The organism is Thermococcus peptonophilus, from assembly GCF_001592435.1.
GTDB lineage: Archaea > Methanobacteriota_B > Thermococci > Thermococcales > Thermococcaceae > Thermococcus > Thermococcus peptonophilus.
Genome location: NZ_CP014750.1, coordinates 678,510 through 702,381 on the forward strand (window position 1 = coordinate 678,510; position 23,872 = coordinate 702,381).

The window sequence follows — 23,872 nt, forward strand, 5'->3', positions numbered from 1 at the left end:
AAGATGATAGCAGTCCTCAGACTTGGACACAGACCAGAGAGGGACAAGAGGATAACGACCCATGTAGCACTGACGGCAAGGGCCTTCGGGGCCGATAAAATCATAATAGCCGCAGAAGAGGACGAGCACGTGAAAGAGAGTGTTGAGGACGTTGTGAACCGCTGGGGCGGTCCCTTCGAAATTGAATTCAATCCAAGCTGGAAGAAAATCCTGAGAGAATGGAAAGATAGGGGGATTATAGTCCACCTCACGATGTACGGGGTACATATCGACAAGGCAATCCCCATCATAAAGGACGAGCTTAAGTCTGGAAAAGACTTGCTGGTAGTCGTCGGTGCTGAAAAAGTGCCGAGGGAGGTCTACGAGATTGCAGACTACAACGTGGCCGTCGGCAATCAGCCACACAGCGAGGTGGCGGCCCTGGCTGTCTTCCTAGATAGGTTGCTCGACGGAGCCGGCCTTAGGAAGGAGTTCCAGAACGCAAAGCTCAAGATCGTCCCGCAGGAGCGCGGTAAGAAAGTCCTCCAACTCGAATGAGGTGGGAGTATGCTCAACAGATACAGGGAGAACGTCAAAGGTTACCTTGAAACCCTTGTAAAGCCCCTAGCAAAAGCCGGTGTCACACCGAACACGATAACGTTCATAGGTCTCTTGATAAGCCTGCTTGGGGCGTACCTCTTCTATCTCCAGCGTCCAAGGCTCGCCGCAGTGATACTCCTCATAGGATCTGCCATAGATGCCCTCGATGGAACCTTAGCCAGGATGACGGGAAAAACGAGCCGCTTTGGAGCGTTCTTGGATTCTACCTTTGACAGAATAAGCGATGGTGCGGTACTCTTTGGTATAGCACTTGGCAACCTTGCGGACTGGCGCTGGACATTCCTGACATTCATGGGTGCATACCTAGTTAGCTACGAGCGCTGTAGGGCTGAGCTCGCAGGCTCAGGGAAACTCGCAGTTGGAATAGCAGAGAGAGCCGAGAGGTTGTTGATCCTAATAGGGTTCTCCCTCGCAGGAGCAGAGTACGTGAAGTGGGGTGTTTACATCGTCGGAGTGCTCGCCTGGATAACGGTCTTCCAGAGAATGTGGGCGGCCTATCAGAGGCTCAAGGAGTGAGAAAGAGGGGGAATGATGATAATTTCGCTAAACGAGGCAAACGATGAAGAGCCCTGCCGTTGCTGACCCCTAACCCTTCAGGCCCTTCACGATCTCCACGACCTCCGGAAGGCTTGAGACAATGAAGTCGCAGTTTTCCCACAGCTCTCTCTTTTCCCCATTTGGATCGAGGAGCACACTGGTCATTTCAACGTTTTTTGCTCCTACACAGTCCTTTTTCGGGTTGTCCCCGACGTAAAGAGCTTCCTCTGGCTTGACGCCAGCCTTTTCAAGGGCAAGCTGGAACGGCCTCGGATGGGGCTTGAAGAAACCAGCTTCTTCACTCGTCGTTATGCTGTCGAAGAGGTCGTATATTCCGAGAGCCTTCAGGTGAGCGGTGATGTAGTCGTTGTCGGAGTCAGTTATTATACCTACATGGAGTCCCATTCCCTTGAGGGCTTTTATTGCATCCACTGCATCAGGAAAGAGCTGGCCGTATTTTTCGTGCATCCTTATGCTTATCTCCCAGAAGCCCTCTGGCACCGTAAAGCCGTATCTCTCAGCGACCCTTCTCATGGCCTCAGTGTCCACATCCCTTATCTTTACTGCTTTTTTACCGGCAAGTTCTGAGAAGAGCGCGGAGCTCTCTTCCTCGTAGGCTCTCCAAACTTCTTCAGCGTCCAGGTCATCCCGGCCAGCTTTTTTCAGCACTTCCCTGACTATGTTCAGGTGAGTCACATTTTCACCGGCCTTTGTTATGAGAGTGCCAACGAAGTCAAAAAAGACAGCTTTCATTAGCATCACCATCATTTCTTTTCTCACTAACTTAAAGGACTTTCTGACATTATGACAACAATAGACCGAAAATAGTTGGACAATTGGGCACAAATTCAGAAAATCTTTGGAAAAAAATATAACTCCGATTTGAGCACAAACCAGAGGTGATGAGGGATCGAGGCAATACTGCTTGTGTGGGGCGTGAGGGACGAAATCCTCAGGGAACTCCCCGTCGAGGGACAGTGGCTCTATGGAGAGTATGACTTTATAGCAAAGGTAGACTTCTCCAGCGAGTCCGAGATGGAGGACTTTGAGAAGCTCCTTAGAAAGCTCGTAAACGGCAACACTTTCAAGCTCATGCCCGTAAAGCTCTCAGCGAGTAAAACTGATGTAAATGGAGAGGAGAAGATAACAATCATGGAGAGCGTTAAAGTTTCGGCCCCATGATCCCCCTCTTTTTCAGCTCTTCATAGGCCCGCCTCAGGGCCTCCCTTATCAGGTATCTCTTGTTCAGTCCACCGAGCCTGTAGGCGGCCTTTCTCAGGCTTCCCGTTCTGAGGAACAGCTCTATCAGTTTTCTGTCCCCTTCAGGAAGGTCAAGATATTTGAGGGCCTTTTCCGCGATTTCAACTGGCAGGTTGCCCTCGTAGGCGTAGTCAGAGCTCATAACGGGCTTATCAAACTTCTCAACGAGCCTGAATACAATAACGTGGGCAGGAGAGTCGTCGTTTACATACCTGTAGTGCCCCTTGAGTGCCCTTATCAGCTCTTCCCTGCTGGAGAACCCGTCCAGAAAGGCGTCCTCGTCCGTAAGCTCACCGACAGTCTTGCTTTCAACTTTCTCTATGACGGCCTTTCCGAGGGCATAGCCGCCTGCGTGTATGAGTACTGTGTCGCCCTCCTTGAGGTTTGGCTTCCTGCCAAGCCTAACAGTTGCCCGCTTTTTCCCCCTTAATATGTCCTCCGCGTACCTCCCGTCGAATTCGAGGTGCTTCATCTCCCCTCACCGAGGAGCTTGAATTTGATGGCAATCACACCGTAGCGGTTCTCCTTCCATTTGGGATAGAGGTTGTGGAACCTCTGCACAGCCCGCTCAAAGCTCGGTTCGTCTGGGAATATCTTCTTTATTGGTTCTTCCCTGAGAACCTGTCTAAACGTTTCGTACTTCTTCACCTCCGTTACGACAGCAGGAATTGAGTCGTTGAATATTATCTTGTCTCCCGGCTTAATGTTCCTAAACTGGGGGTATGCAACTCTAACCTCAATCCTCTTTTCACCGGAACGGATGAAGTCGAGGTACTCATCCCTGACAAAGAGTCTGTAGACCTTCATTTTCCCTACCGAATCTCAACTGCAATAGAGAAACTTTTAAAGCTTTGGAGTCGAAGAAATATAAGGTGCAAAAGATGATGCGCAGGGCGCAGGGTGCACTGGAGTACCTGTTTATGCTCGCAGCAGTTCTTGTGCTGGTGGCGATAGCTATTAAGGTGGCCGCTGACTCCACAAATGAGCTGAACAAGTCGGTTACAGAGTACACCAAGGAGATTAGGAAGAAGATCCTAGAAGACCTGTGACGGCGGTGATAGAATGGAAATGATACCTCTTTTGATGGGTCTCCTAACTGGTATTTTGGCATCGTACACGGACATAAAAACGGGCTTTGTCTTCGATGTGCACGCGTTCCCAACACTTCAGCTCATTGGGAAACTGCTCGGATGGGAAGAGGAGGAAGACGATGTTGGGCTTCCCAAGTGGGTTGAACGAATAATCATACCCTCTGCCGAGATAGGAATTCTTTACTACCTGTACCTTGGACTCAAAAGCGGGGACACTCTTCTGGCACTTTCTGGACTCATTGGGCTTTTAGTAGGTTTTGGACTCGGCCTTCTCCTGTACTATATAGGCGCTTGGGCCAGCGGTGATGTGGTAATACTTGCCGCGTTCTCCGCACTTCTACCCCTTGCTCCCTCGACCGCTAAGATTGTCCCACCTTATGGAAACGGGTACCCACTTTACCCAATCTCCATACTGTTCAACAGCATCCTTGCGGTCTTTCCGTTTATAATAGCCTATGCACTTGGGGTTCTTATCGTGAGAAAGGAAAAAGACGTCATAAAGGGAATTTTCACCGAAGGCGTAAGGGACACCATTGAGGTAACGCTGTGGATAATGTTAGGGATAGCAGTTACGGCCCTGCTGAACCCCAACAGGCCTCTGCTCGGACTTCTCGTAACTATCCTTGCGTTTCCGATATTCCTCAGATACCGCACAATGGGAGATGCCCTCGGAGTTGCAGGCATTCTCTACCTTCTGTACCTCCAGTCGGATACGGCACTCTTCGCCCTGTTAAAGGTGCTTGCAACTATTTACGCTGTAAAGATTATCCTCTCGACGGTAAAAATACTCCGGGAAAAAGTCCTCGTGGAAGAAGTCCCAGTTGAGGAGCTCCGCGAATGGGACATCCTTGGTGAGACCATTCACGAAATTAACGGCGAGATAAAACGCGAGAGAGAAAGCACCCTCGAACGGTTCAAAAAGGCACTATTGACAGGGGACTTCTCGAAAATTAGGCCGACCCTGGGTAGTGTAATAGCCTCCTCAACTGCAGAGGGACTCACCAAGGAGCAGATCGAAGAACTGAAGAAGCTCGTCGAACAAGGCAGGCTTGAGAACAGATTCCTGAGAAAGAAAGCGATGCCCTTTGCACCGGCCATATTCCTCGGCTTCCTGATAAGCTACTTCTGGGGAGACATCTTCTGGTGGCTGGAGCTTAAGATTATGGGCCTTTAAAGTTTTAAAGATTGAACCTAAAAGTCTCCGGGCCTGGCGTCCCGCCCTCCCCGGGGAAACGTGAACCGGGGCTTCTGCCAGGCCGACACCGGGGGATGAAGAGCTTTTGCTTTGCTGACTGTGATGAACACGCCCTTCACTGACCCCGCGTCAGCTCTTCTATTATCTCCTTGACCTCGTAGAGGCTCTCGACGTTGTGATCGCCTTCAACGCCTTCATGCGGGTTTATCGCTATGGCCACGTCAGCTTCCTTGAACATGCTGATGTCGTTGTAGCCATCTCCAACGGCCACACTCAGCTCCGGCTTCAGCTCATCCTTAAGCTTGCGGAGTATTGCGCCCTTGCCTTGGAAATCAACAACCGGGTTAACTTCTCCGGTTATCCTACCCGCCTTATCGAAAATAAGTTCGTTGGCGTAGACGTAGTCTACACCAAGCTCTTCACTCACTCTCTTAGCTAGGCACATAAGTCCACTGCTCAGGATGGCTATTTTAAAGCCGTTTTTCTTGAGGAACTCAATTAGCTCCTGTGCACCATCCATGTACTCGACGGAGTTTACCCACTCCAGTATTTCATCCTTAGTATGCCCCTTCCAGAGTGAAGCGTCCAGTCTCGCCCACGTGGCATAGTCTATCTCGCCGCTGAAAAAGGCCTCAGCGTACTCTTTTCCCTTCTCCCATGTTCCAAACTTTTTGTGAAGTTCAACCCATCCCGAAACCGACTTAACCAGCGTACCCTCAAGGTCAAAAGCTATGAGCCTAACCATTATACCACCTAAATAAATGCGGGGAAAGGCCACTTAAAAAAGCTACTCCTCCCACCCGTATTCTCCTATAAGTGGCACAAACGCGACACCGCCGTGGTTCTTGACCCTGATTGAGCCATCGGGCTTTTTAACAACCTCAAACAAGTCCTGCCAGAGATGGTAGCTTCCAACCGGAATTATCAGCTTTCCTCCGGGTTTCAGCTGTTCAACGAGGGGCTTTGGAATATCCGGGGCACCGGCAGTCACTATAATCCTGTCGTAGGGGGCCTTCGGCGGAAAGCCTTTGGTGCCATTGCCAAGAATTACATGGACGTTCTTAACACCTGCCCGCTCCAGGTTCTTTCTCGCGAATTCAACAAGTTCTGGAATCCTCTCGACCGTGTATACATCGGTCTTCACGAGTTCCGAGATGAGTGCCGCGTTCCACCCGCTTCCGGTTCCAATCTCAAGGACGTTCATGCCGGGCTTCAGGTCGGCAAGCTCCAGCATTATAGCGACCATATGCGGGGCAGAAACAGTCTGCCCGGCGGGGATAGGAAGCGGCTCATCAACGTGGGCATATCTCTTGTAGCGATCCTCGACGAAGAGATACCTGGGATATTTGAGAAATGCTCTTCTAACTGCCTCACTTGTTATTATCCCCTCCCCGACCAGCTTCTCAACGGTTCGTTTCCAGAGGGCATCCAAGTCCAACTCTCACCACCCGTTAAAAACATCAAAGCAGAGTATTAAAAAGCATCATGAAGATCTGGCCATGTACCAAGCAACCGCTATGATTGCTCCAGCTCCTATGGCAACACCAACCCCAAACCACAGAAGCTTTGTTGTGAAAGGCGTGTAAGGGACCTCTACTGTGGAGGTTACTGTTTTTGTCTTATATTCTGTAACTGTTGTTACGCTGGTGATAGTCACCGCAGTATGGTTTCCAGTTGGGATTACGGTAGCGGAAACGGTCTCATTGGCACATTCAGTTCTTGTTATCACAGCCTCGCCTGAAGGCACAACCTCAATCGAGAACTTAACAGGAGAATATCCCCCATAAGGAGTCCCGACTAATGCAGTGAAGGAATAATTACCTGGGGATGCTGGAACCAGTTTGAATACAAGCGTCTTCCCACTTCCCGGGGCAAGATTAACGGGAACAACAACTGCGCCGTTCTTCAGCTTCATGCCCTCAGAGAGCTCAACCCCGATTCCAGAAGGTACATCAAGGCTTAGGTTAGCGGGAACACTGACATCGCCTGTGTTCCTAACGGTTAAGGAGAGGTTGAAAGGAACTCCAACGGGGACACTTTCCGGACTAGTGGGAAGGAGCTCATACTGAATAATAGAAGGTTCCACAGTAACGTTGCCGGTGTTTGATGTGAAAGTTAAAATCGCACAGTGGCTACACGCCAGTTCAAAAGGCGCAAGCACGGTTGCGTAAGCCCTCCCAAGCTCAACGGTCCCGCTTTGAATGGAAACCACTCTGAACTTGAAAACCGCCTCCTCCCCCGGAGCTATCGAGTTAATGGAGACAGTTCCCTTTGAGAGCAATTTGAGACCTTTTGAAGGCTCGAAAGTTATGACTGCATTCTTGAGTGGGACACTTCCGGTGTTTTTTACCCTGAGCACCACGTCAAATGGAACGTACTGCTTGACGCTCCTATTCTCTACTTCTAGAGACATGAGCAGGTTTGCAGTCTTAGTCACATCTGGGAACTCGCTTGGGTCCAGGAACACAACAAATTCGGCGCTTTCGCTGGAGATGTTATCTAGTCCAACAATCACACCATGGTACGTCAGAACGTAGGATACCCCACCCGATGTAAGGCGCCCCTCTGCCAGCTTCTGCCCACAGCTGTTGAGGAGCGATACCTTAACAGCGTCCCCCAGCGGATAATCATACCTCAAAATGTAAGGCCCAACCGAAGCCGTTTGTCCGGGGCTGAGCTTTATCTGGGCGTCGGGAACGGTTTTGACCTCCATAGAGACTGCTAGAAGGCCTATCGAGACCTCCGCGTACCCATTGCAGTTGTCACAGCTCCCTTCACCCAGCTCCCCCACTATAGTAGCGCTTTTTAGGTTCACCACAAAGGGCTGTATAACCTTGGATTCTCCAGACTCTAGGCTGTAGGATTCCCCGTCGATCTCAAACACCGCGCCGGAGACAACCTTTCCACTGGAGTTCGAGGCCCAGATTTTGACTAGCTTAACGTAGTGCCCATTGACCGTAACGTTCTCGCCGGGGTTTAGAACACCATCAAACACCATCGGGGTGGAATTGACCTTTACCTGGAGATGGCCTATCTTGAAACTCGGCTGGGTGAAGATTTTGCTTTCTCCCTTGTAAGTGGCATTAATTTTAAATCCCTTCTGATCGACGCTCAAAACCCTAAAGCGATAGCCACCAAGGGTCAATTCATCACCAGCGAGCAGATACGGGTACTCCAAGTCGATCACCACAAAAGACTCAGAGCCAATGTATGCACCTTTGTACTCAAATTTAAGGTCGCCAATAGATGTGTTTTCCCCAGGCAGAAGGATCATTGATCTATAGTAAGAGCCGTCGACGTAGACATCAACCAGCAGCTTGCCATCAATGGAGAGATCCCCAAACCTCAAGCTGATGTCATCCACAGTGACAGACCCCGGGAGCTTTACCAGTGCTTCGGCAGACAGCGAACTTACTGGAACACTCGCAGAAACCAGAGAAAGGATAATGAAAAACAGAAACTCCTTCTTCATGGCATCACCCCCAGTAAATACCCCACAAGTTGGGCAGCCCCTGCACTACTCTCACCGCCTGTTCCCATCATTCTCGCCATCAACGTCTGGCCAAGGTACATCCCAACGGCGAATATCCATGCGAGAATCACAAAGTATCGAGCAGAGCCGAGTACGTGTCCTCCATCCGCCAGCTTGATTACCAGCGAGGATAGCAGTGAGTGAAGGATCATCATGGTTAGCATTATGTACATCAGAAATGTCATGCCCGTCGGGGGTATCACGTGTATTATGTCCCCAATGTAGTTCGAAGCCGCTCCTAAGTCCATCTGTGAAAACAGGTTGTTTATTGAGACCGCCACCTGGAAGGACGCCGCGAGAGCGAATGCAAAAGCCCCAGTGAGGCCGTAGATTATGCCTATAAAGCTAGCTATGCTCTGCTGTCTCTTTCTCCTGAGCCTGACGATCCTCTCGAAGTTCCTGCTTATAACCAAGCCCACATAGTCCGGCTCGGCACCCATACGAAGGCTCTCCCTGAATATCTCCGAGAATATTCCTATAAGCCAGCTCCCGGTCCCGGCAATGAAGAAGTCCCATGCCCTGTCTCTATCAACCCTAATGGCAAGCCTTCTATAAAGGGCCTTAATGTCATCTGTGAGAGAACCGAAGTCGTGGGCGCTAAGGTACTTAAGAACGAGAACCAGAGATGCACCGCTCGCGGCAAGTGAAGAGCTGAGACTCCTGATGAAGGCAGGAAAGTTCTCATCCTTCCTGAAGATGCGCTTTTCTTCTTTATCGACAACCATTCCCAGGTAGTAGAAAGGTGTGAGAACTATCGCCACCACAAACGGCTCAGGAATAGTGAACCTCTGCCTGATGAAAAGGAAATAAGCCAGCGTCAGTATAACGGTTCCAATGCCCGAGTATATTGCTGCCATTTTGATGTGCTCCCTTTTAGGATCCCTTATTCCCTTGCTGTCGGCCCAGATTGGATCTTCAGGCATTCTGAACTTAATGACAAGCAGAACGCCAACTTCAGCGGCTATTATCATGAGGAGTGCGTAGAGGCCCATTCTACCTATATCCATTCCCGTAATGATCGGGCCGATGATAATAAACGACGCTATGAAGACGACGGAGATTATAATGGACTCGTATATCTCTTTAAAGACGTCGAGATCATAGAGCGCTCCCTCGTAGAAGGTCTCATAATCATCCATAACCGTTTTCTGCTCCTGGAAGAGGTAGTCCTTTAAATCAACACCACTGTCAAGGGAGTACGCAAGTCTGTCCAAGAAGTCCGCAAACATTCTGCTGGGTGTCCTCCTAGCCAGAAAGCGAAAGGCTTCCGGCATCGCAAGATGAAGTTTGTTCACAAGTGTATGAACCTTTTTCAGCTCACTGGCTATAGCACCGAGTTTTGGATCCTTGGAAAGTATAGATATAAGATCGCTCCTGCCCATCTCGCTCGTGGACAGGACTGCAAAATAGGTGATGAAGTACGGCATCTTTGAGTTTATCGAAATCTTCTTGGAGTCTGCCACTATGTATGGATAAGCCACGGCGTAGACTACGAGAACTATGGGTATCAAAAACATGAGAACCCGGAGGCTTCTGGCGACTGGGAGAATTCTCGTTATAAAACCTATGACTATGAAGAGCACTGCCGAGATTCCAAGATAGGGCAGGAGAATACCCTTGATGTAGGATTCCATGTTTAGATCGGCCTTGGTGAAGATACTGGCTTTCTCTTCCGGCATTGTCATCACCTCAAATTCTGAAGCTGAGGCCCTCGAGACCCTTAAGATAGAAGGCCTTGATCTCCCTGTAGACGTCCCAGTAGTTCGTTATTCCGAGCTCGACCATTCTTTGGAGTATTCTCGCCCTCAGGAACAGCTCGTTGTAAATGTCCTTTGGATCCTCATAACCAGCTATTTCCGCTATCTTCCTCTCTAAGATGTACGAGTTGTTGAATCCACGGAATATGTGCCTGTCTGAGACGGGATCCCACTCAAAGACGTTCCTAGTCGCGACACCACCAAGCTCCTCGTAGTAGCCCTCGATCTCAACGACGCTCACGGTCCTCCTGAGGAACTTCCCTTTAATGTAAACAGCCTGCTGGAAGACTGCTATGTTCAGGTTGTCAATGAAGGTTATCGGCACGTTGATTGGGTGGCCAGTAAAACGCTGGATCATCTTCTTTATGTCACCGGCGTGGAAGGTAGACATAACCGGGTGGCCAGTCTGCATTGCCTGGAAGGCTATAGCACCTTCGGCACCACGGATCTCACCGACGATGATGTAGTTCGGCCTCGAACGCAGGGCTGCCTTCAGGAGGTCGAAGAGCGTGACCCTGCTCTCCTCCGGGCCGCGCTCCCTAGTTATGAGCCTCTGCCAGACAGGGTGGGGAACCTGGACTTCGGGGGTATCCTCAGCGGTGTAAATCTTTGATCCTGGCTTGATGAAAGGAATTATCGCGTTTAGGAGCGTTGTCTTACCAGAGGCCGTCTCGCCACAGACGAAGACACTCATTCCGTACTCAAGGGCTATCCACAGATATGCAGCAACCTCCGCGCTCAGGGTACCCCATGCTATTAGCTGTGTTATGCTTATCGGGGTCGCGGAGAACTTACGGATGGTCGCACTCGGACCCTTTATCGAAATGTCCGGGGAGTATATTATGTTGATACGGGAACCGTCAGGCAGAGCACCATCCACTATTGGATTGCGGTCACTCACCGGCCTTCCTATGCGCTCAGCCATGTTTTTGAAGTAGTCCGCCAGCTTGACATCATCGCCAAAGTCTATGTTTGTCTGCATCATCTCGAATATCTTGTGGACGAGGGAAACGTTGTGAGCACCTATGATGTGGATATCCTCAATGTAGGGATCCCTCGCCAGAGGTTCCAGAGGGCCTATACCAATGATGTCGCGCTTTATGAGGTATCGGAACTTCTCCATCTCGTCCTTGGTTATGGTGAACTTTGTTCTCTTACCCTTTGCAAGGCTGAGGACGGCTTCGTCAAAAAGGGCATCTAGGAATCTCTCAAACTCTTCCTGGTCCTCTGGGATGTCCCTCGTCGGTGCAAGCTCTAGTATCTTGTCCTTGATGAGTTTGTACTTCTCTTCCTCATCAACACTCTCTATCCTGGGCTCTATGACGATGTAACGCTTCTCGGCGGTGACAGGGTCGGTGAAGATGTGGACGAATATTGGGTCACCGACCGGGTAGAGTATGTTGGGGTACGGTATGTCCTTCATGTCCCTGCTGAGCTGGGCGTGAAACTCCGGAATCCTGCCATACTTCTTCCTGAACTGCTCAATGTACTTCCTGAGGTGGGGGTTCCTCGCCATTGCGTCTTCGAAGGTGTCGCTGATAACCGTCTGCGCCATATCACACCACCGCCGCTATTTCTACTATAAGCCCGGCCTTCGGCTCGACGCGGAAGGGTATTATCTTCTGGAAGACTCCCTTAGCGTTGTTGTACTTCACAATAGTCGCGGAGTTTTTCAGGTCACCACCAAACACCTTAACGTTGAGGCGGATCAGCATGGTGGCAGCTTCCTCTAGGACAAAGAGAGAGTCCCTGTCTATTTCCTCCGTGTTGGCGGTGAGAATTATCACCTTATCTAGGGAGGCCATCTTCTTGACATAGAGGAGGAAATCCCTCACGGCATCGGGATCCTGCTCTCGGGAGAGCAGCGATGAAAATGCATCGATAATCATGACGTTGGGCTCCCACAGCCTAGGCTCGCCGAAAAGCCTGCTCAAAAACTTCCTCTTCTCACTCACACCTGAGAGTAGAGGGTAGAGGGATACAAAGACCAGCTTTTTTCTGATTAGAAAAGGGATTATGCTATAGCCTAGGGATTCCATCTGTTTGATATACTCAACGGTGGTGTACTGACTTGAGATGTAGCTGGCTGTGTAGCCATTCATCAGAAAGCCATAGAGAAGTCTCTGGACGAATATAGACTTACCGCTCCCCCTGTCACCCTCAACTAACATTATTGTCCCGGCGGGGATTCCACCGCCAAGGCGCCTGTGCAGCTCATCGCCTTTGAGCTCTATCTTGAGGAGTTCCTCGACCAACGTGACCACCACCGGGAGGCGTTATTTTAGCTGGCTCTATAATCAGGTCTCAAAGACCAGCGATCTCTTCTTTCCGTTCTCAAGCACGATGAGGATTTTGTGTGTTCCAGTTGTGAGCTGATTCCCTAGAGTGACTGTTATCACTCCGACCTCGTAGGGGTTGAGAGTCGTTATTGAGTTGCCGTTTACATCTGTAAACGTCAGGTTTGCCGGGGGGATGATGCCACCATCAATGAAGACCTGGATCGCGCTTGAGGTAAATGGGATGGAGGTCTTACCTATATTCTTGACGTAAAACGTGTAGTTGTAGGGTCCAGTTCCCGCCACAGGTATATTGGTGGGATCGTTGATTATCGCGAAGTCAGTCCTGAGCTGGTCGGCGAGCATCGCCCCCCTGTCGTTCATACCGTGGGCTATGTCGGTGGTCACATAAGCGAGCGCCCCTGCGACGCTCCCTGCGACGAGCACTGCCACGATGAACATTATCAGCTCGCTCGCTGGCCCCCCTGCCGCCATCAGCCCACCTCCGTTGGACAGTACCACTGTTGGCTGTTGAGGGTTACACTCGTCCCGGACTTCGTGAAGTTGAACCTCAGTATACAGCCGTTATCAAAGACATATTCAAACACATGGTCACCATCGGAAACATCAGAATGTACTATCCCATTGACCTCCCCCGGAAGGAGGTAGTCCTCATCAAGTGTTGAGCTGTACACCCCATCGCGAAATATGTCGAGATGCCTAGCAGAGAGAGTCGTACCGTTGTTAATGTAATCAACCGTCACATTCACACCATCACTTGTTATCGACACTATCTCCACACGTGAATGAACCCAAGAGAGCTTTAGATTATACCAATCCTCCCGGGCGGCCTGGACAGCTGTGTAAGTGTTGTCCCACGCAGTGTAGAGTGTGCTGGCAGCTATTAAAAATGAGATAAAGATGATCGCTGCACTCGCTGACACGCTGAACCCCATAGGCCGCCCCCCGATCTCTGTACCTCAAATTCCGTAAAACTCGTCGAGGGTCTTTTCCAGCATCTTGATTTCTCTTTCAAGCTTGTCGAGGACGGCCCTGTTTATCTTGAGGCCCCTGAGTCTCTCGATGAAGAGCAGGCTTATGAGGTGATCCTGGACAGTGAGCTTTTCGGCTGGCTTCCACTCGGGGTCTCTGTGGTGTGGCCTAGTTCCCCTTGCGTAGTTCAGGAGCTGGTTGAGAACCTCCTCGCTTATCCAGCCTATCTCGTAGTAGAACTCCAGTACTCTCTCAAGGTTCTGTATTCCGACCCTGTCGATCAGGAAGCCAAGCCACTTGAGCGCTATCATTGTTGAAACGATGTCCTCTGGGAGCTTCTCAAGCCTAGCTTTCTTTGGCTCCTCCTCGAAGAGGAGGTTTGCTATATCCTCGGGAATCTGGAGCTGGCTTGTCATCTCAACACCACCTTCCTCCTTCTTTTCTTCTTCAACAACTTCGTGAGCGGGAACCTCTTCAACCGAAACCTCTTCAGGGGCTTCCTCCTGCGGAAGGGCTTCACCAGCCCCCGTCATTTCAGGGGCTGTTTCTTCGGCTGGCCCAACTTCTTCGGGCTGTACCTCTGAAGGTGCCTCCTCCACTTCAGGTGCTACCTCCTCACCACCAACCTCGGGGGCTTCTTCCACAATCTCTGGCTGAGCCTCTTCAGGAACTATCTCTGCAGGAACTTCAACCGTCTCCTCTGCGGGAACCTCCTCTATCTCCGCGGGAATGGAGACTTCTTCTGCGGCCTCCTCTGCAGCGCGGGCAACCTCCTCCTGAGCCTCGGCCACTGCCCTCTCGGCCTCCGCAAGCTCCTCCTCACTGACCTCTTCACCAGCCCGTATTTTTTCCTGGAGCTCTTCGAGCCTTTCTTGGGCCTCTTCAAGCTTTTCAACAGCGGTCTTAGCCTCAACTTTCTCCTCTAGCTCCTCAATCTTCTTACGGAGCTCATCAAGTTTCTGGACGACCTCTGACGGAGTTTCCTCCTTCTCCTCCCCGCCCTCAAGAAGCTCCTCAAGTTTTCCAATCTTCTCGTGGACTTCTTCGACCTTTTCGGAGACTTTCTCAGCCTTTTTCTCGTGAACGTCGAACTTAGCGGTTTCAAGGGTCTCAACGAGTCTGCTGAGCTGCATGCTGAGGTCAGTCAGCCTCTTGCCAAGCTCGTCCACCCTCTTGCTAAGCTCCTCGTACTTGGTCACCTGGTTGCCGTAGGTTTCCAGCACCTTCTGGACTATCTTCTCCAGCTGCTCGTAGGTGAGGTTGTCCTTCCTGGCTATCAGCTTCTCCCTGAGATCATTGATTATGACGCTGGGAACCTTGCCCTTCAGCTCGGACAGCTTGGCGTTGATGTCGGCCTCTGTGACGAGTCTTGCCATCTCCATGCATCACACCTCCGCGAGGACCTCGTATATGATCGAGTCCAGATCAACACCATATCCCGCGAGCACCTTAATGTCGTTTTTGATCTGAGCAATTTCAAGCTTGAGATCCTCAATCTCCTTCCTGATGTCCTGGATCTCACTGGAGAGCGGGTTTTCCTGGCTCATCTGCTCCTTGAACGGGTTTATTTCCTGGCTTATGACTTCGTAGAGCATCATGACGTCCTTTATCGTCTTGTCGAGCCTGTCTATTTCGTCCCTCAGCTCCTGCATCTGCTTCTTGAGGGTGTCAATGCCGATCTTTATCCTCGGAAGGTCGTTCTCTATCTCATTAACTCTCTCCATGAGCTGGTTCAGCTGTTCGTTCTCCTCTCTGTTCTCGACGCTCTCTTCAAGCTCTTCCAGGTCAATGTGCTCTTCCTCGGGGGTGGAGCTTTCATCCTTTTTCTTCTTGAACAAAGATGAAAGGAAGTCGAGTGCCATGCAGTCCCACCCCCTTTACTGGAGCTCCATCAGGTTGCTTGTGTACGTTGATGGAGACGTGAAGTCAATGACCCCTCCCGCGCCATTCTCTGGAATGACCTTTCCAGTCACCTTGGTTCCCGGGGGAATTCCGTATCCGGGTGTGTTAGCATCGTCGTCAAAAGGAATTGTCCAGAGGGCTATTCCCGCTATGTCACCCCAGCTGAGAGTCGGATGCTGCCAGCTACCGCTGAGACTCTTGTCGGCATCGCTGACAACGATGATGCCAAATAGCATCTTTTTAGGAGTGACCTGCGTCATATAATAGTAGAGGTTCTTCCATAGCGTGACTATATCATTGGCTGTCGCTGGAATGCCAGTTAGGTTAGCTACCGAGCCCGTTGAATTCTCCCCAACGTCCGCGAATACATTCTCTACGTCACCACTGTAGAGGAAGTAGTTATCAGTAATACCATCTCCCTCAGGATCAACGTACCTGTAAACCGCCATCCTCTTCCCGTCGCTGAGGACAACTCTCACATGGGCAAGGTCTATTCCAGAGCTGCCAGCGTTCGGGCTAACGTAAATGACAATTCTTGTTATGTTCCCACTTCCGGGTGGATTCGCCGGTGTGTAGCCATAGACGTTGAGAACCTTTATTCCGCTCGCGACCTCCTGGGTTGTCTGCCTGCCGGTGCTCATTGCCTTCTGCTGAAGGTAACCGCTCGTGCTTATGAGCACCCCAGCGGCTACTGCAGCTACTAGCACCATAGATATGAACACAATCAGGGTTCCAATGCCTATTGCTCCCCTCCTCATCTCGCATCACCTCACTGGAGCTGCATCACGTTGTAGCTGAAGGTAGCCGGCGTGGTGAAGTCGAGCACACCGGCGGCGCCCCTCTCGGGGATGACCTTTCCTGTTATCTTGGTGCTTGGTCCTATGCCGTTCTTGCCCTCGTACTCGAACATCGTCGTCCAGATGCACAGTGCCACCATGTCCCCGAACTCGAGTGTCGGGTGGCTGTTCTGCATTTCACTGCCTATGTCGTTGATAACTGCTATGGCAAAGCTGGCATTGTTCGTTATGTTGTTCCATATTGGAACCTCTGTAGTGTTGAAGAGGTCCTTAACACTCTCCGCATTCTGGAAGCTACCTGAATAGTTATACACAACCAACCTCCTACCGTCACTAAGGACTATTTTGACGTTGCTCAGATCAATGCCCTCACTGCCGGCATTTGGGGAGATCAATATGACCATCCTCTGGATTGTGCCACTGCTCGGAGGAGTTGCGTTAGTGTAGCCGTAGACATTGACGACCTTCAGACCACTTGCAACTTCCTGGGTGGTCTGCCTTCCGGCGGCTTGAGCCCTCTGCTCGAGGTAGCCCGCTGTACCTATGATAACCCCCGCAGCCACTGCGGCCACCAGCACCATTGCAATGAAGACGATGAGTGTGCCGATGCCTATTGCTCCCCTACGCATACCATCACCTCCGAAAAATCTTCAAAGAACGAAAAGGAAATTGATTAAGAAGTCACTGGAGCTCCATGACGCTCTGGGTGTAGGTGCTGGGAGTGGTGAACTCGATGACTCCTGGGGCACCAAACTCAGGAACAACCTCACCAGTGACCTTGGTGCCGGGCGCTATTCCGTTGGTATCGCTGAACACGGCACCAGCGTTGACTGCAAGGACAACTATGTCACCCTTGTTGAGGGTCGGGAAGTTCTGCTTGACTGAGCCATCGCTATCCTGGATGACGATTATGCCAAAGCCAGTGGCTTTAAGATTGGCCCAATTTATCGTTGTGTCGCTGAACACGTCCTCAACAGGGGTGTTGGTGTAGACACTCTCGTTGTACTCGAGGGTAGCCTCAATCCTGCCGTCGCTGAGGGTTATCCTGGTCTTCCTTAGGTCAATGCCAGCAGAGCCAGCGTTCGGAGTAACGTAGATGGCGAGCTTGGTTATGTTGTCGAAGGTATTATCGGCGTTCTTCTGAGCCCATCCAACGACGCTGGTGACCTTTATTCCGCTGGCTACCTCCTGAGTGGTCTGCCTTCCTGTGGCCTGGCTCTTCTGCTGGAGGTAGCCGCTGGTGTTGATCAGCACTGCCGCGGCCACTGCCGCAACGAGCACCATGGCAATGAACACGATGAGGGTTCCAATACCAACCGCACCCTTCCTCTTCCTAAACATCATCACTCACCTCCTCAGATAAATTGGGAAAGGACATCACTGGAGCTCGATGACAAAGCTAGTGTAGCTGGTTGGAGTGGTGAACTCGATGACTCCTGGGGCACCGAACTCAGGAACGACCTTGCCCTCGACCTTCTGCCTCGGCTCGAATCCATTGCTAAACACTGAGCTGAAGACGTAGAGGCGGGTTATCTTGGTAATTGATGCAGAGGTTGAAGTACCCGTGTTAGGATCAACATACTGTAGGGTCACGCCGCTGACTGCCCTGTCGACCCAGTAGTAGTTGCCTCCAACAGGAACTGTGAGCACGGCAACGTCACCGCCGTTGAGCGTTGGATACTTGGGCTTAAGGGAGTTGTCAGCGTCCTGAATAGCGATTATTCCGAAGTTGGTGGAACTGGTTATGTTACCCCAGCTCTCAAGGGTCTTGTCAAAGATGTTGGCAACAACGCCATCAGTGAATGCCGGTCCAATGCTGATGACTTCATTTGTAAAGGTTATGTTGGCGGTATCAGTCGAAGTTGAACTATATGAAATTGTGTAGGTGCTTCCACTAACGCTAACAGTAGCACCCGTGAGAATCAACTTCTTGTTAGTTTCATCCCAGCTTATAGCACTGCTCGGAAAGCCATTTATGATGTAGGTGTTCGTTCCGTCGCTAAGGGCGACGTAGTAGGTCTCGTTGCTGGTGGTGTAAGCGTTAACAAGCGATGTGTTTATCATAGCCGAAAGGTTGGCATTGTAGTCGTCGTACCTGTAGAAGAACACCGCCTGGGAGTTGCCGTCGCTGAGGATTATCCTGGTCTTCCTTAGGTCAATGCCAGCAGAGCCAGCGTTCGGAGAGACATAAACAGCGAGCCTTGTTATCTTACCCTCAGCGGGCGTGGTGGCATCGTCAATGTAACCGACAACCTTGGTGACCTGAATTCCACTGGCAACTTCCTGGGTGGTCTCCCTGCCGGTGCTGGAAGCCTTCTGCTGGAGGTAGCCACTTGTGTTAATCAGCACTGCCGCCGCCACTGCAGCCACTAGCACCATCGCGATGAACACAATCAGGGTGCCGATTCCGACAGCACCCTTTCTTCCCTTTCTCATTCTCTCACCTCCATCCTAGAAATTTGGAAAAGAAATAAAATCACTGAAGCTCCATAACCTGCTCAGTGTAGGTGCTGGGAGTGGTGAACTCGATGACTCCTGGGGCACCAAACTCAGGAACAACCTCACCAGTGACCTTCTTGCCCGGGGCTATTCCGTAGCCGAAGACACCAGTTTTGTCATCGGTTCCGACCTTGACCGTCAGAACGACGATGTCACCCTCGTTGAGGGTTGGATAGTTGGCGCTAAGGCTGGAGTCTCCATCTTGGATGACAATGATACCGTAGTTGGTCTGGTTCTGCTTAATATTTGCCCAAGCATTAAGGGTAGTGTCGAAGATGTCAGCAACTGGGCCCTCAGTAAAGGCACTAGCGGTGGTGTTATACATTAGAACAGCCTCAACGGTTCCATTGCTGAGAACAAGCTTGGTGTTCTTGAGATCAATGCCTGCGCTACCGGCGTTGGGCGTTATGTATACCGCCAACTGCTGGATGTATTCAAGGCTTCCGTTGGCCTTACCAACAACCCTCTCGACCTGGATTCCACTGGCAACCTGTTGGGTGCTAGCTCTTCCAGTGCTGGAAGCCTTCTGCTGGAGGTAGCCGCTGGTGTTGATCAGCACTGCCGCGGCCACTGCCGCAACGAGCACCATGGCAATAAACACTATCAAAGTCCCAATACCAACCGCACCTTTCCTAGTTCTAGTCTTCATTAGCCACGCACCCCCTGGGGTTCTTTGCGCTAATCTTTACAACGGGATTATATAAAGGCCTTTTTTGTTGTTGGTAGTGTAAGTAGCTGTGTACCTACATATGTAGGTACATAAACAAAAAAAGAAGCTCATAATTTTTCCAGTATAAGGAAGCTTCTGCCCGGAGACTTTACATCCACTTCGAAGTCCAAGCTGGAGACTATCTCCTTTATTTCCGAAACTGAGGGGAATCCCACAAAGTCCTTGTTGAGGGACTCAAAAAACTCCAGGGCAGGAACGTACTTAAACCGGTCCCTAAATGGATCAAGGATAACGAGCTTTCCCCCCTCCTTGAGGCCCTCAAGGGCGTTTTTTATGACCCTTTTCCTATTCCGGATGTACTCAAGGAAAAAGCTCATTATTACAACGTCATAGGAATTCACCGGGCGTATAAGGGTGGCATCCATCTCCTTTAGAACGACGGGAAGAGCCTCTCCAGCGATTCTAGCACGGGCTATGTCAAGGAGTGCATAGGAGTAGTCCAGGCCCAGGTAAAAGCCGTCGTACCCGACGAGCCTGCCGAAATATGCAGGAGAGACCGAGCCACAGCCGATATCCAGAACCGACATGCCCGCAGTTATACCCGCCACTTCAGCTATCGCTTGTCGGTAAAGAGTGGAAAAGGATGTGCTCATCCTCATGTCCCAAAAATCGGCATCTTTATCGAAGTCCATGATGATCTGGGGATGAGTGGGCGTTATGAAGGCATAATCAGCCATCTTGTATATCTCCTCAAGAACGGACGCCCAGTCCGGAGCCAAGGGATAGTACCTTTCCGCAGTAATGATCAGGTCATGGGAGAAGCTTACCAGCTCAACATGGTCGTTAGTTCTGATTATGCCGAGCCTATCAAGAGTTACTAAGAAGCGGGAGAGGAGCCTTCTGTTGGGGATTCCGATTTCATCCATGAACCCCGAGAGAGAAGGCCGTTTTGAAAGAGCTGAAAAAATGCCGCGCTTTATACCGAGTGAAATTATAAAAAATAGGGACATCTCTGTCATAAGGTCTAGGTTGGTATCAACGGCACGGATTAGGGGGGTGGACATCTCTCCACCTCACAGGAAGCGCCTGTAATAGCGGTGATATTCTTTGAGGTAATCAACGACTTTTTTGCCATATTCTGTTAGACGGTAGTACTTGAAGCCGTTCCTGCTTATTTCCTCAACAAGGCCAAGATAAACGAGGGAACTTTCGTTGTTGTACCTGTTCCCGAGACCCACCAAGGCCCCGCGGACGTTGGAGGGGTCGGAGCCGATCACCCGCGCTATCTCGGACAGGTAAGTTGCGGAGGGATATATCTCGTTGAGGTACATCAGTATCCTCTTTCTAAGCTCGCTACGGTGAAGGGAGCGCAATACCTGTGGTTCAATCACTACCGAGTTCATCCTGTCACCCCCGAAATGCTGGAACTGATTGTAGCCCGCTGATGTTAATTGAGCACGCTACCACAGTTCAATTAGCGATTGCAGGGTATATAACTTTTTCGTATAAATCTTGTCCTTTATCTAGGTCTAAACTCTATCAATAGAAGACCATTCAGTTATGTTGTTGCCATTCAAAATAAAATCTCATCGGCAATTGATTGTAGAATATACAATACGAATTGTCTCATAGTCGAGTAAATAAAAAGCAAAAATGATTATAGCCTACGAATCAGGAATCCAAGAAGTACAACCAATAGAACCACCATCCCAGGCCCGCAGGTGGCTTTTTTCTCTCGGATAGCATTGATGTCAATCAAGTAGAACTCCGAGCTGGCAGTACCAACAACCGCCCTGTCACCGAGAACGGCAATGCTCCTCACATAACCAGTATTGGGAACACTTCCGACGACCTTTCCGCTCTCCGGATCGAGGGCGTAGAGAGAACCAACGCTGTAGATATAAGTAGTGCCGTTCTGGATCTTCTGTTCAAACTTGCCAACACCAACCAAGAGAAGGCCGTTTGAATACGCCATTGCTTTGGCCCTATAAGGGAGCCTCTGTTCCCAGAGCACCTTTCCGGACGGAAGCTTTATTGACATTACGGTGCCGTTCTGCCCGTCATAACCGGAGACGTAGGCGGTGTTGCCGGCTACGAGGATGTCCTCGACGTAGAAGGTACTCATGTTCATCAGAACTTTCCCATTGGGGGAAACCAGATAAATCTCGCCCTTTGAATTGTCAAAACCCGTCCCTAAGAGAGCGTTACCGTCCCAGACCTCCACATCCCTGACCCAGTGCCCGATTGTTATGTTCCATAGGGGCTTGCCGTCAAGAGAGAACGCATAGAGCGATCCAAACTGGTGCGAGAATGAATATCCTGATGGGAACCCAGAGGAAGCGTATATGACTCCATTTCCAACCCTCACCCTCGAGAGCATGTCACCAATAGAGACGTTCCACATGAACGTTAGATTTTTTCCAAGTCTGATGGCATAGAGGTGACCTTTGTACTCCACCGAAGAGTTCGGGCCGGATATGAAATAGTCACCGTCGGCAGCATAAACAACGCCATCTCTAACCATGAAGTCGTAGAGCTTGCCCATGGTGTCGGCCACGGAGAGTATTCTGCCGGAGTTGTCGAACAGAATCAACCCCCCAAGACTGCCCGCGAGAACATCCCCATCGATTGGATAGAGCTTGACAACGTAGCCAGAAGCATTTTCCCACAGTTTTGAACCGGTTAAGGAATATGCGTAGAGCGTTCCGAGGTAGTACACACCGATTACTCCTGAGGAGTTTGTAATCTGGCGGTAGGAACAGGCAGCATAGACCGTTGTATTGGTTATCGCGACGGCCTCAATACTCTTCTGGTACTGAATATCACTGCAGACCGAACCTTTCCACAGCACGGGATTTTCCGAGCTTGAAACAGCCGGAAGAAAGAGCACTGCGAGGGCAAGCAACAGCACTGAAATACCCTTTATCTGCCTCATAGTTTTCACCAGGGACAGATGAAAAGATTAATATAAAACTTTGACGATTTGTACCGCGGTGGGAAGATGGAGGAAGAGCTGGACCTAAGGGAGGCTCTGGCGACAGGAGAGCGAATGCAGGAGATAATAGCAAGGGCCGCCATCGACAAGGAGTTCCTTAAAGAAATAATCGGCCTCCTCGATGATGACCTGTGGACCGTTCAGAAAAACGCCCTTAGGGTACTCTCGGCAATAATAGAAGAAACACCGGAGCTTCAGAGTGCCCTTGTTACGAAATTAATGGTCATGGTGAGGAGGAGCGAATCTGTTCCGTTAACACAGGAAATAGCGAGAACATTCGGCCTGCTGTCAAGGATCAACCCAGAAGAAGTCAGAAAAGTTGTGCCAATAATTTTCGCAAACTACCGCCTTGGGGATCCAAAGATTAAGATAAACATGACCTACGTGCTCGAGGAGATTATGAGGGCAAATCCATCACTCCTCAGCGGGGTTTTCAAAGACATTGGGGTACTGCTCACTTCGAAGAGCAATGCCGACAAGCTCGCCGCCTTAAACTTCATCTCGGCCCTGGGGGATAACGGGCTGAGGTACGTGACCCCATTTCTCCCAAAGCTCTTTGCGCTCCTGAATGATAAGGACGATGTTGTGCGCGCGAGTGCAGTCGAAACCCTTGCAAAGCTAGCAGAAAAGAACAAGAAGCTTCGTGCCATAGTCATCGAAAAGTTCAAGGAGCTTGATGAGCGGAGCGGCCTGGTAAAGCGCAAGGTGGACGAGGCACTCTCAGAGCTTCTCCTCCTCGAAAAGGGATGACCCTTCCTCGGTGTTCTCACCCGCTGTTCTCTCCTGGAGAAGCATTTTAAGGGCTTCTTTGAGCTTTTCGTTCTCCCTGCGTAGCCTTTCGTTTTCCTCCTTTAAAGTGTCCATAGCAGCAACGGCGGCCTTTACCTCACCAAGAATCCTCTCGAACTTTGAGCGCGGGATGAAGTCTTTTTTGATTACTTCAAGGGCCGAAGAAACGTCCTTTGCACCGGTAATCTCAAGCAGCTGCTTTTCAGCCACCCTCATTCTTTTAAGCTGAGACTCGTAGGCGTTAATTTTTTCTCCCAGTTTCTCAACTCTCGTAGCCATTTCATCCATCAGAGCCAGCCTCTTTCTCAGTTCTTCCAGCTCTCTTTCCTTCTCAATCAGCTGCCTCTTTAGGGTCTCGTTCTCCCGAGCCAGACCCTTCAACCTGACGTTTTCCTGCACGAGCCGTTCGTAGTGCTCCTGAATCTCCTTGAGAGTCTTGGCAAGTTCAACCCCCACTGAAAGCGTCTCCTGCTCCAGCTCCCGTTTCAACTCATCGACTTTTTCGGCGACTATCTTTCTCATGTCTTCATCAAGCTTCTGAGAATATGCCTCTTCTAGCCGTTTATAAAGCTCGGCTGGTAGCCTCTCAAGCTTCTCCTCAAGCTCATTCATGCGTGGAATCATTGCCTCTATGCTGTCCATAAAGAGGGTTCTCTGTTCTAAGGTGGAAATCTTGCCCTCCAGCTCCTTCAGGCGCTTTTCAAGAGAAGTGTACTGGTCCCGCTGAGCAGTGCTGAGATCATCGAGCTTGGAGGTTAAGATCTCTATCCTTTCACCTAATTGCCCCCTATGGATTTTAAGCTCCCTAACAACAGCAGCTATGGCCTGAAGAGAAATCAGATGGTAAGCCCCAAGGTTTTCTGCCTCAGGAATTATTGACTTAATCTCATCCCAATTGTACAGACTCTTCAGTTCCTCAATTATCTCAGGGTGATTCTGCACTATGTAATCCCAGTCACCTCTGCCCCCTTTGGATTTA

At 50.5% G+C, this 23,872-nt stretch carries 27 protein-coding genes and 1 pseudogene; 6 read left to right on the forward strand and 22 right to left on the reverse strand.

Translation table 11 applies throughout. The annotated features are described in order from the left end of the window. Window positions 1–3 precede the first annotated feature (3 nt). Together A0127_RS03590 and pgsA are read left to right on the forward strand one after the other, a co-directional pair. Window positions 4–537 (forward strand): tRNA (cytidine(56)-2'-O)-methyltransferase, encoded by a 534-nt coding sequence (locus A0127_RS03590; protein ID WP_062388073.1) that lies wholly within the window; start codon window positions 4–6, stop codon window positions 535–537. Between the two features lie 9 nt (window positions 538–546). Further along, window positions 547–1,116: an archaetidylinositol phosphate synthase gene (gene pgsA, locus A0127_RS03595; protein WP_062388074.1), complete on the forward strand. Its 570-nt coding sequence runs from the start codon at window positions 547–549 to the stop codon at window positions 1,114–1,116. Between the two features lie 69 nt (window positions 1,117–1,185). Here pgsA and A0127_RS03600 read toward each other — a convergent pair whose 3' ends face one another. Further along, window positions 1,186–1,890 carry a TIGR02253 family HAD-type hydrolase gene (locus tag A0127_RS03600; RefSeq protein WP_062388077.1) on the reverse strand — a complete coding sequence of 235 codons (705 nt, stop codon included), beginning with the start codon at window positions 1,888–1,890 and terminating at the stop codon, window positions 1,186–1,188. Between the two features lie 183 nt (window positions 1,891–2,073). Between A0127_RS03600 and A0127_RS03605 the strand changes: the two genes are divergently transcribed. Beyond that, complete coding sequence (locus A0127_RS03605; RefSeq protein ID WP_231855801.1) at window positions 2,074–2,319, forward strand: hypothetical protein; 246 nt, start codon at window positions 2,074–2,076, stop codon at window positions 2,317–2,319. Here A0127_RS03605 and A0127_RS03610 read toward each other — a convergent pair. Then, complete coding sequence (locus A0127_RS03610) at window positions 2,300–2,869, reverse strand: ASCH domain-containing protein (protein WP_062388083.1); 570 nt, start codon at window positions 2,867–2,869, stop codon at window positions 2,300–2,302. The two genes, A0127_RS03605 and A0127_RS03610, sit on opposite strands and share 20 nt — an antisense overlap. Further along, complete coding sequence (locus tag A0127_RS03615) at window positions 2,866–3,204, reverse strand: ASCH domain-containing protein (protein WP_062388086.1); 339 nt, start codon at window positions 3,202–3,204, stop codon at window positions 2,866–2,868. Before A0127_RS03615 ends, A0127_RS03610 begins: the two co-directional genes overlap by 4 nt. A gap of 74 nt (window positions 3,205–3,278) precedes the next feature. Here A0127_RS03615 and A0127_RS10390 point away from each other — a divergent pair, with 74 nt between their 5' ends. Then, window positions 3,279–3,446: a class III signal peptide-containing protein gene (locus A0127_RS10390; RefSeq protein WP_082781386.1), complete on the forward strand. Its 168-nt coding sequence runs from the start codon at window positions 3,279–3,281 to the stop codon at window positions 3,444–3,446. 13 nt (window positions 3,447–3,459) lie between these two features. After that, entirely contained in the window at window positions 3,460–4,662 is a 1,203-nt protein-coding gene (locus A0127_RS03620; RefSeq protein ID WP_062388089.1) for an A24 family peptidase C-terminal domain-containing protein, read from the forward strand. Between the two features lie 136 nt (window positions 4,663–4,798). Here the strand turns inward: A0127_RS03620 and A0127_RS03625 are convergent, their stop codons facing one another. From A0127_RS03625 to A0127_RS03710, 18 genes and pseudogenes are all read right to left on the reverse strand, one after another. After that, entirely contained in the window at window positions 4,799–5,428 is a 630-nt protein-coding gene (locus tag A0127_RS03625; RefSeq protein WP_062388091.1) for an HAD-IB family phosphatase, read from the reverse strand. 42 nt (window positions 5,429–5,470) lie between these two features. Then, window positions 5,471–6,121, reverse strand: a complete 651-nt coding sequence (locus A0127_RS03630) for a protein-L-isoaspartate(D-aspartate) O-methyltransferase (RefSeq protein WP_062388093.1) — start codon at window positions 6,119–6,121, stop codon at window positions 5,471–5,473. A 45-nt stretch (window positions 6,122–6,166) separates the two neighbouring features. Continuing rightward, window positions 6,167–8,155, reverse strand: coding sequence for a COG1361 family protein (locus tag A0127_RS03635; RefSeq protein ID WP_062388095.1), 1,989 nt, complete (start codon window positions 8,153–8,155; stop codon window positions 6,167–6,169). Next, complete coding sequence (flaJ, locus tag A0127_RS03640) at window positions 8,152–9,894, reverse strand: archaellar assembly protein FlaJ (protein ID WP_062388097.1); 1,743 nt, start codon at window positions 9,892–9,894, stop codon at window positions 8,152–8,154. Before flaJ ends, A0127_RS03635 begins: the two co-directional genes overlap by 4 nt. Before the next feature lie 10 nt (window positions 9,895–9,904). Beyond that, entirely contained in the window at window positions 9,905–11,527 is a 1,623-nt protein-coding gene (locus tag A0127_RS03645) for a type II/IV secretion system ATPase subunit (RefSeq protein ID WP_062388100.1), read from the reverse strand. 1 nt (window position 11,528) lies between these two features. After that, on the reverse strand, window positions 11,529–12,227 hold the full coding sequence (locus tag A0127_RS03650; protein WP_062388102.1) for an ATPase domain-containing protein: 699 nt from the start codon (window positions 12,225–12,227) through the stop codon (window positions 11,529–11,531). 42 nt (window positions 12,228–12,269) lie between these two features. Further along, the gene (locus A0127_RS03655) at window positions 12,270–12,743 is read right to left on the reverse strand and encodes a flagellar protein G (protein ID WP_062388104.1); all 474 of its coding nucleotides are present in this window, start codon (window positions 12,741–12,743) and stop codon (window positions 12,270–12,272) included. Next, complete coding sequence (locus A0127_RS03660) at window positions 12,743–13,204, reverse strand: hypothetical protein (RefSeq protein ID WP_062388106.1); 462 nt, start codon at window positions 13,202–13,204, stop codon at window positions 12,743–12,745. Before A0127_RS03660 ends, A0127_RS03655 begins: the two co-directional genes overlap by 1 nt. Before the next feature lie 24 nt (window positions 13,205–13,228). Next, complete coding sequence (locus A0127_RS03665) at window positions 13,229–14,623, reverse strand: FlaD/FlaE family flagellar protein (protein WP_062388108.1); 1,395 nt, start codon at window positions 14,621–14,623, stop codon at window positions 13,229–13,231. A 3-nt stretch (window positions 14,624–14,626) separates the two neighbouring features. Further along, window positions 14,627–15,103 carry a flagella accessory protein C gene (locus A0127_RS03670; RefSeq protein WP_062388110.1) on the reverse strand — a complete coding sequence of 159 codons (477 nt, stop codon included), beginning with the start codon at window positions 15,101–15,103 and terminating at the stop codon, window positions 14,627–14,629. 15 nt (window positions 15,104–15,118) lie between these two features. Continuing rightward, window positions 15,119–15,901 (reverse strand): flagellin, encoded by a 783-nt coding sequence (locus A0127_RS03675; RefSeq protein ID WP_062388111.1) that lies wholly within the window; start codon window positions 15,899–15,901, stop codon window positions 15,119–15,121. Between the two features lie 11 nt (window positions 15,902–15,912). Continuing rightward, window positions 15,913–16,569, reverse strand: a complete 657-nt coding sequence (locus A0127_RS03680) for a flagellin (protein ID WP_062388114.1) — start codon at window positions 16,567–16,569, stop codon at window positions 15,913–15,915. A gap of 52 nt (window positions 16,570–16,621) precedes the next feature. Further along, window positions 16,622–17,284 carry a flagellin gene (locus A0127_RS03685; protein WP_062388116.1) on the reverse strand — a complete coding sequence of 221 codons (663 nt, stop codon included), beginning with the start codon at window positions 17,282–17,284 and terminating at the stop codon, window positions 16,622–16,624. A 669-nt stretch (window positions 17,285–17,953) separates the two neighbouring features. Then, window positions 17,954–18,376: pseudogene (locus A0127_RS10895) on the reverse strand (archaellin/type IV pilin N-terminal domain-containing protein); the annotation flags it as partial. A 40-nt stretch (window positions 18,377–18,416) separates the two neighbouring features. Continuing rightward, the gene (locus A0127_RS03695) at window positions 18,417–19,088 is read right to left on the reverse strand and encodes a flagellin (RefSeq protein WP_062388119.1); all 672 of its coding nucleotides are present in this window, start codon (window positions 19,086–19,088) and stop codon (window positions 18,417–18,419) included. A gap of 128 nt (window positions 19,089–19,216) precedes the next feature. Beyond that, a complete protein-coding gene (locus tag A0127_RS03700; protein ID WP_062388122.1) occupies window positions 19,217–20,173 on the reverse strand; it encodes a class I SAM-dependent methyltransferase in 957 nt (318 codons plus the stop codon). Window positions 20,174–20,182: 9 nt separating this feature from the next. Beyond that, window positions 20,183–20,512 carry a helix-turn-helix domain-containing protein gene (locus A0127_RS03705; protein ID WP_062388125.1) on the reverse strand — a complete coding sequence of 110 codons (330 nt, stop codon included), beginning with the start codon at window positions 20,510–20,512 and terminating at the stop codon, window positions 20,183–20,185. A gap of 254 nt (window positions 20,513–20,766) precedes the next feature. Then, complete coding sequence (locus tag A0127_RS03710) at window positions 20,767–22,044, reverse strand: outer membrane protein assembly factor BamB family protein (RefSeq protein WP_156471208.1); 1,278 nt, start codon at window positions 22,042–22,044, stop codon at window positions 20,767–20,769. Between the two features lie 66 nt (window positions 22,045–22,110). On the opposite strand from A0127_RS03710, the gene A0127_RS03715 reads away from it, so the two are divergent. After that, on the forward strand, window positions 22,111–22,854 hold the full coding sequence (locus tag A0127_RS03715) for a PH0542 domain-containing protein (RefSeq protein ID WP_062388128.1): 744 nt from the start codon (window positions 22,111–22,113) through the stop codon (window positions 22,852–22,854). Here the strand turns inward: A0127_RS03715 and A0127_RS03720 are convergent. Continuing rightward, complete coding sequence (locus A0127_RS03720) at window positions 22,825–23,835, reverse strand: hypothetical protein (RefSeq protein ID WP_231855802.1); 1,011 nt, start codon at window positions 23,833–23,835, stop codon at window positions 22,825–22,827. The two genes, A0127_RS03715 and A0127_RS03720, sit on opposite strands and share 30 nt — an antisense overlap. Between the last annotated feature and the right edge of the window lie 37 nt (window positions 23,836–23,872).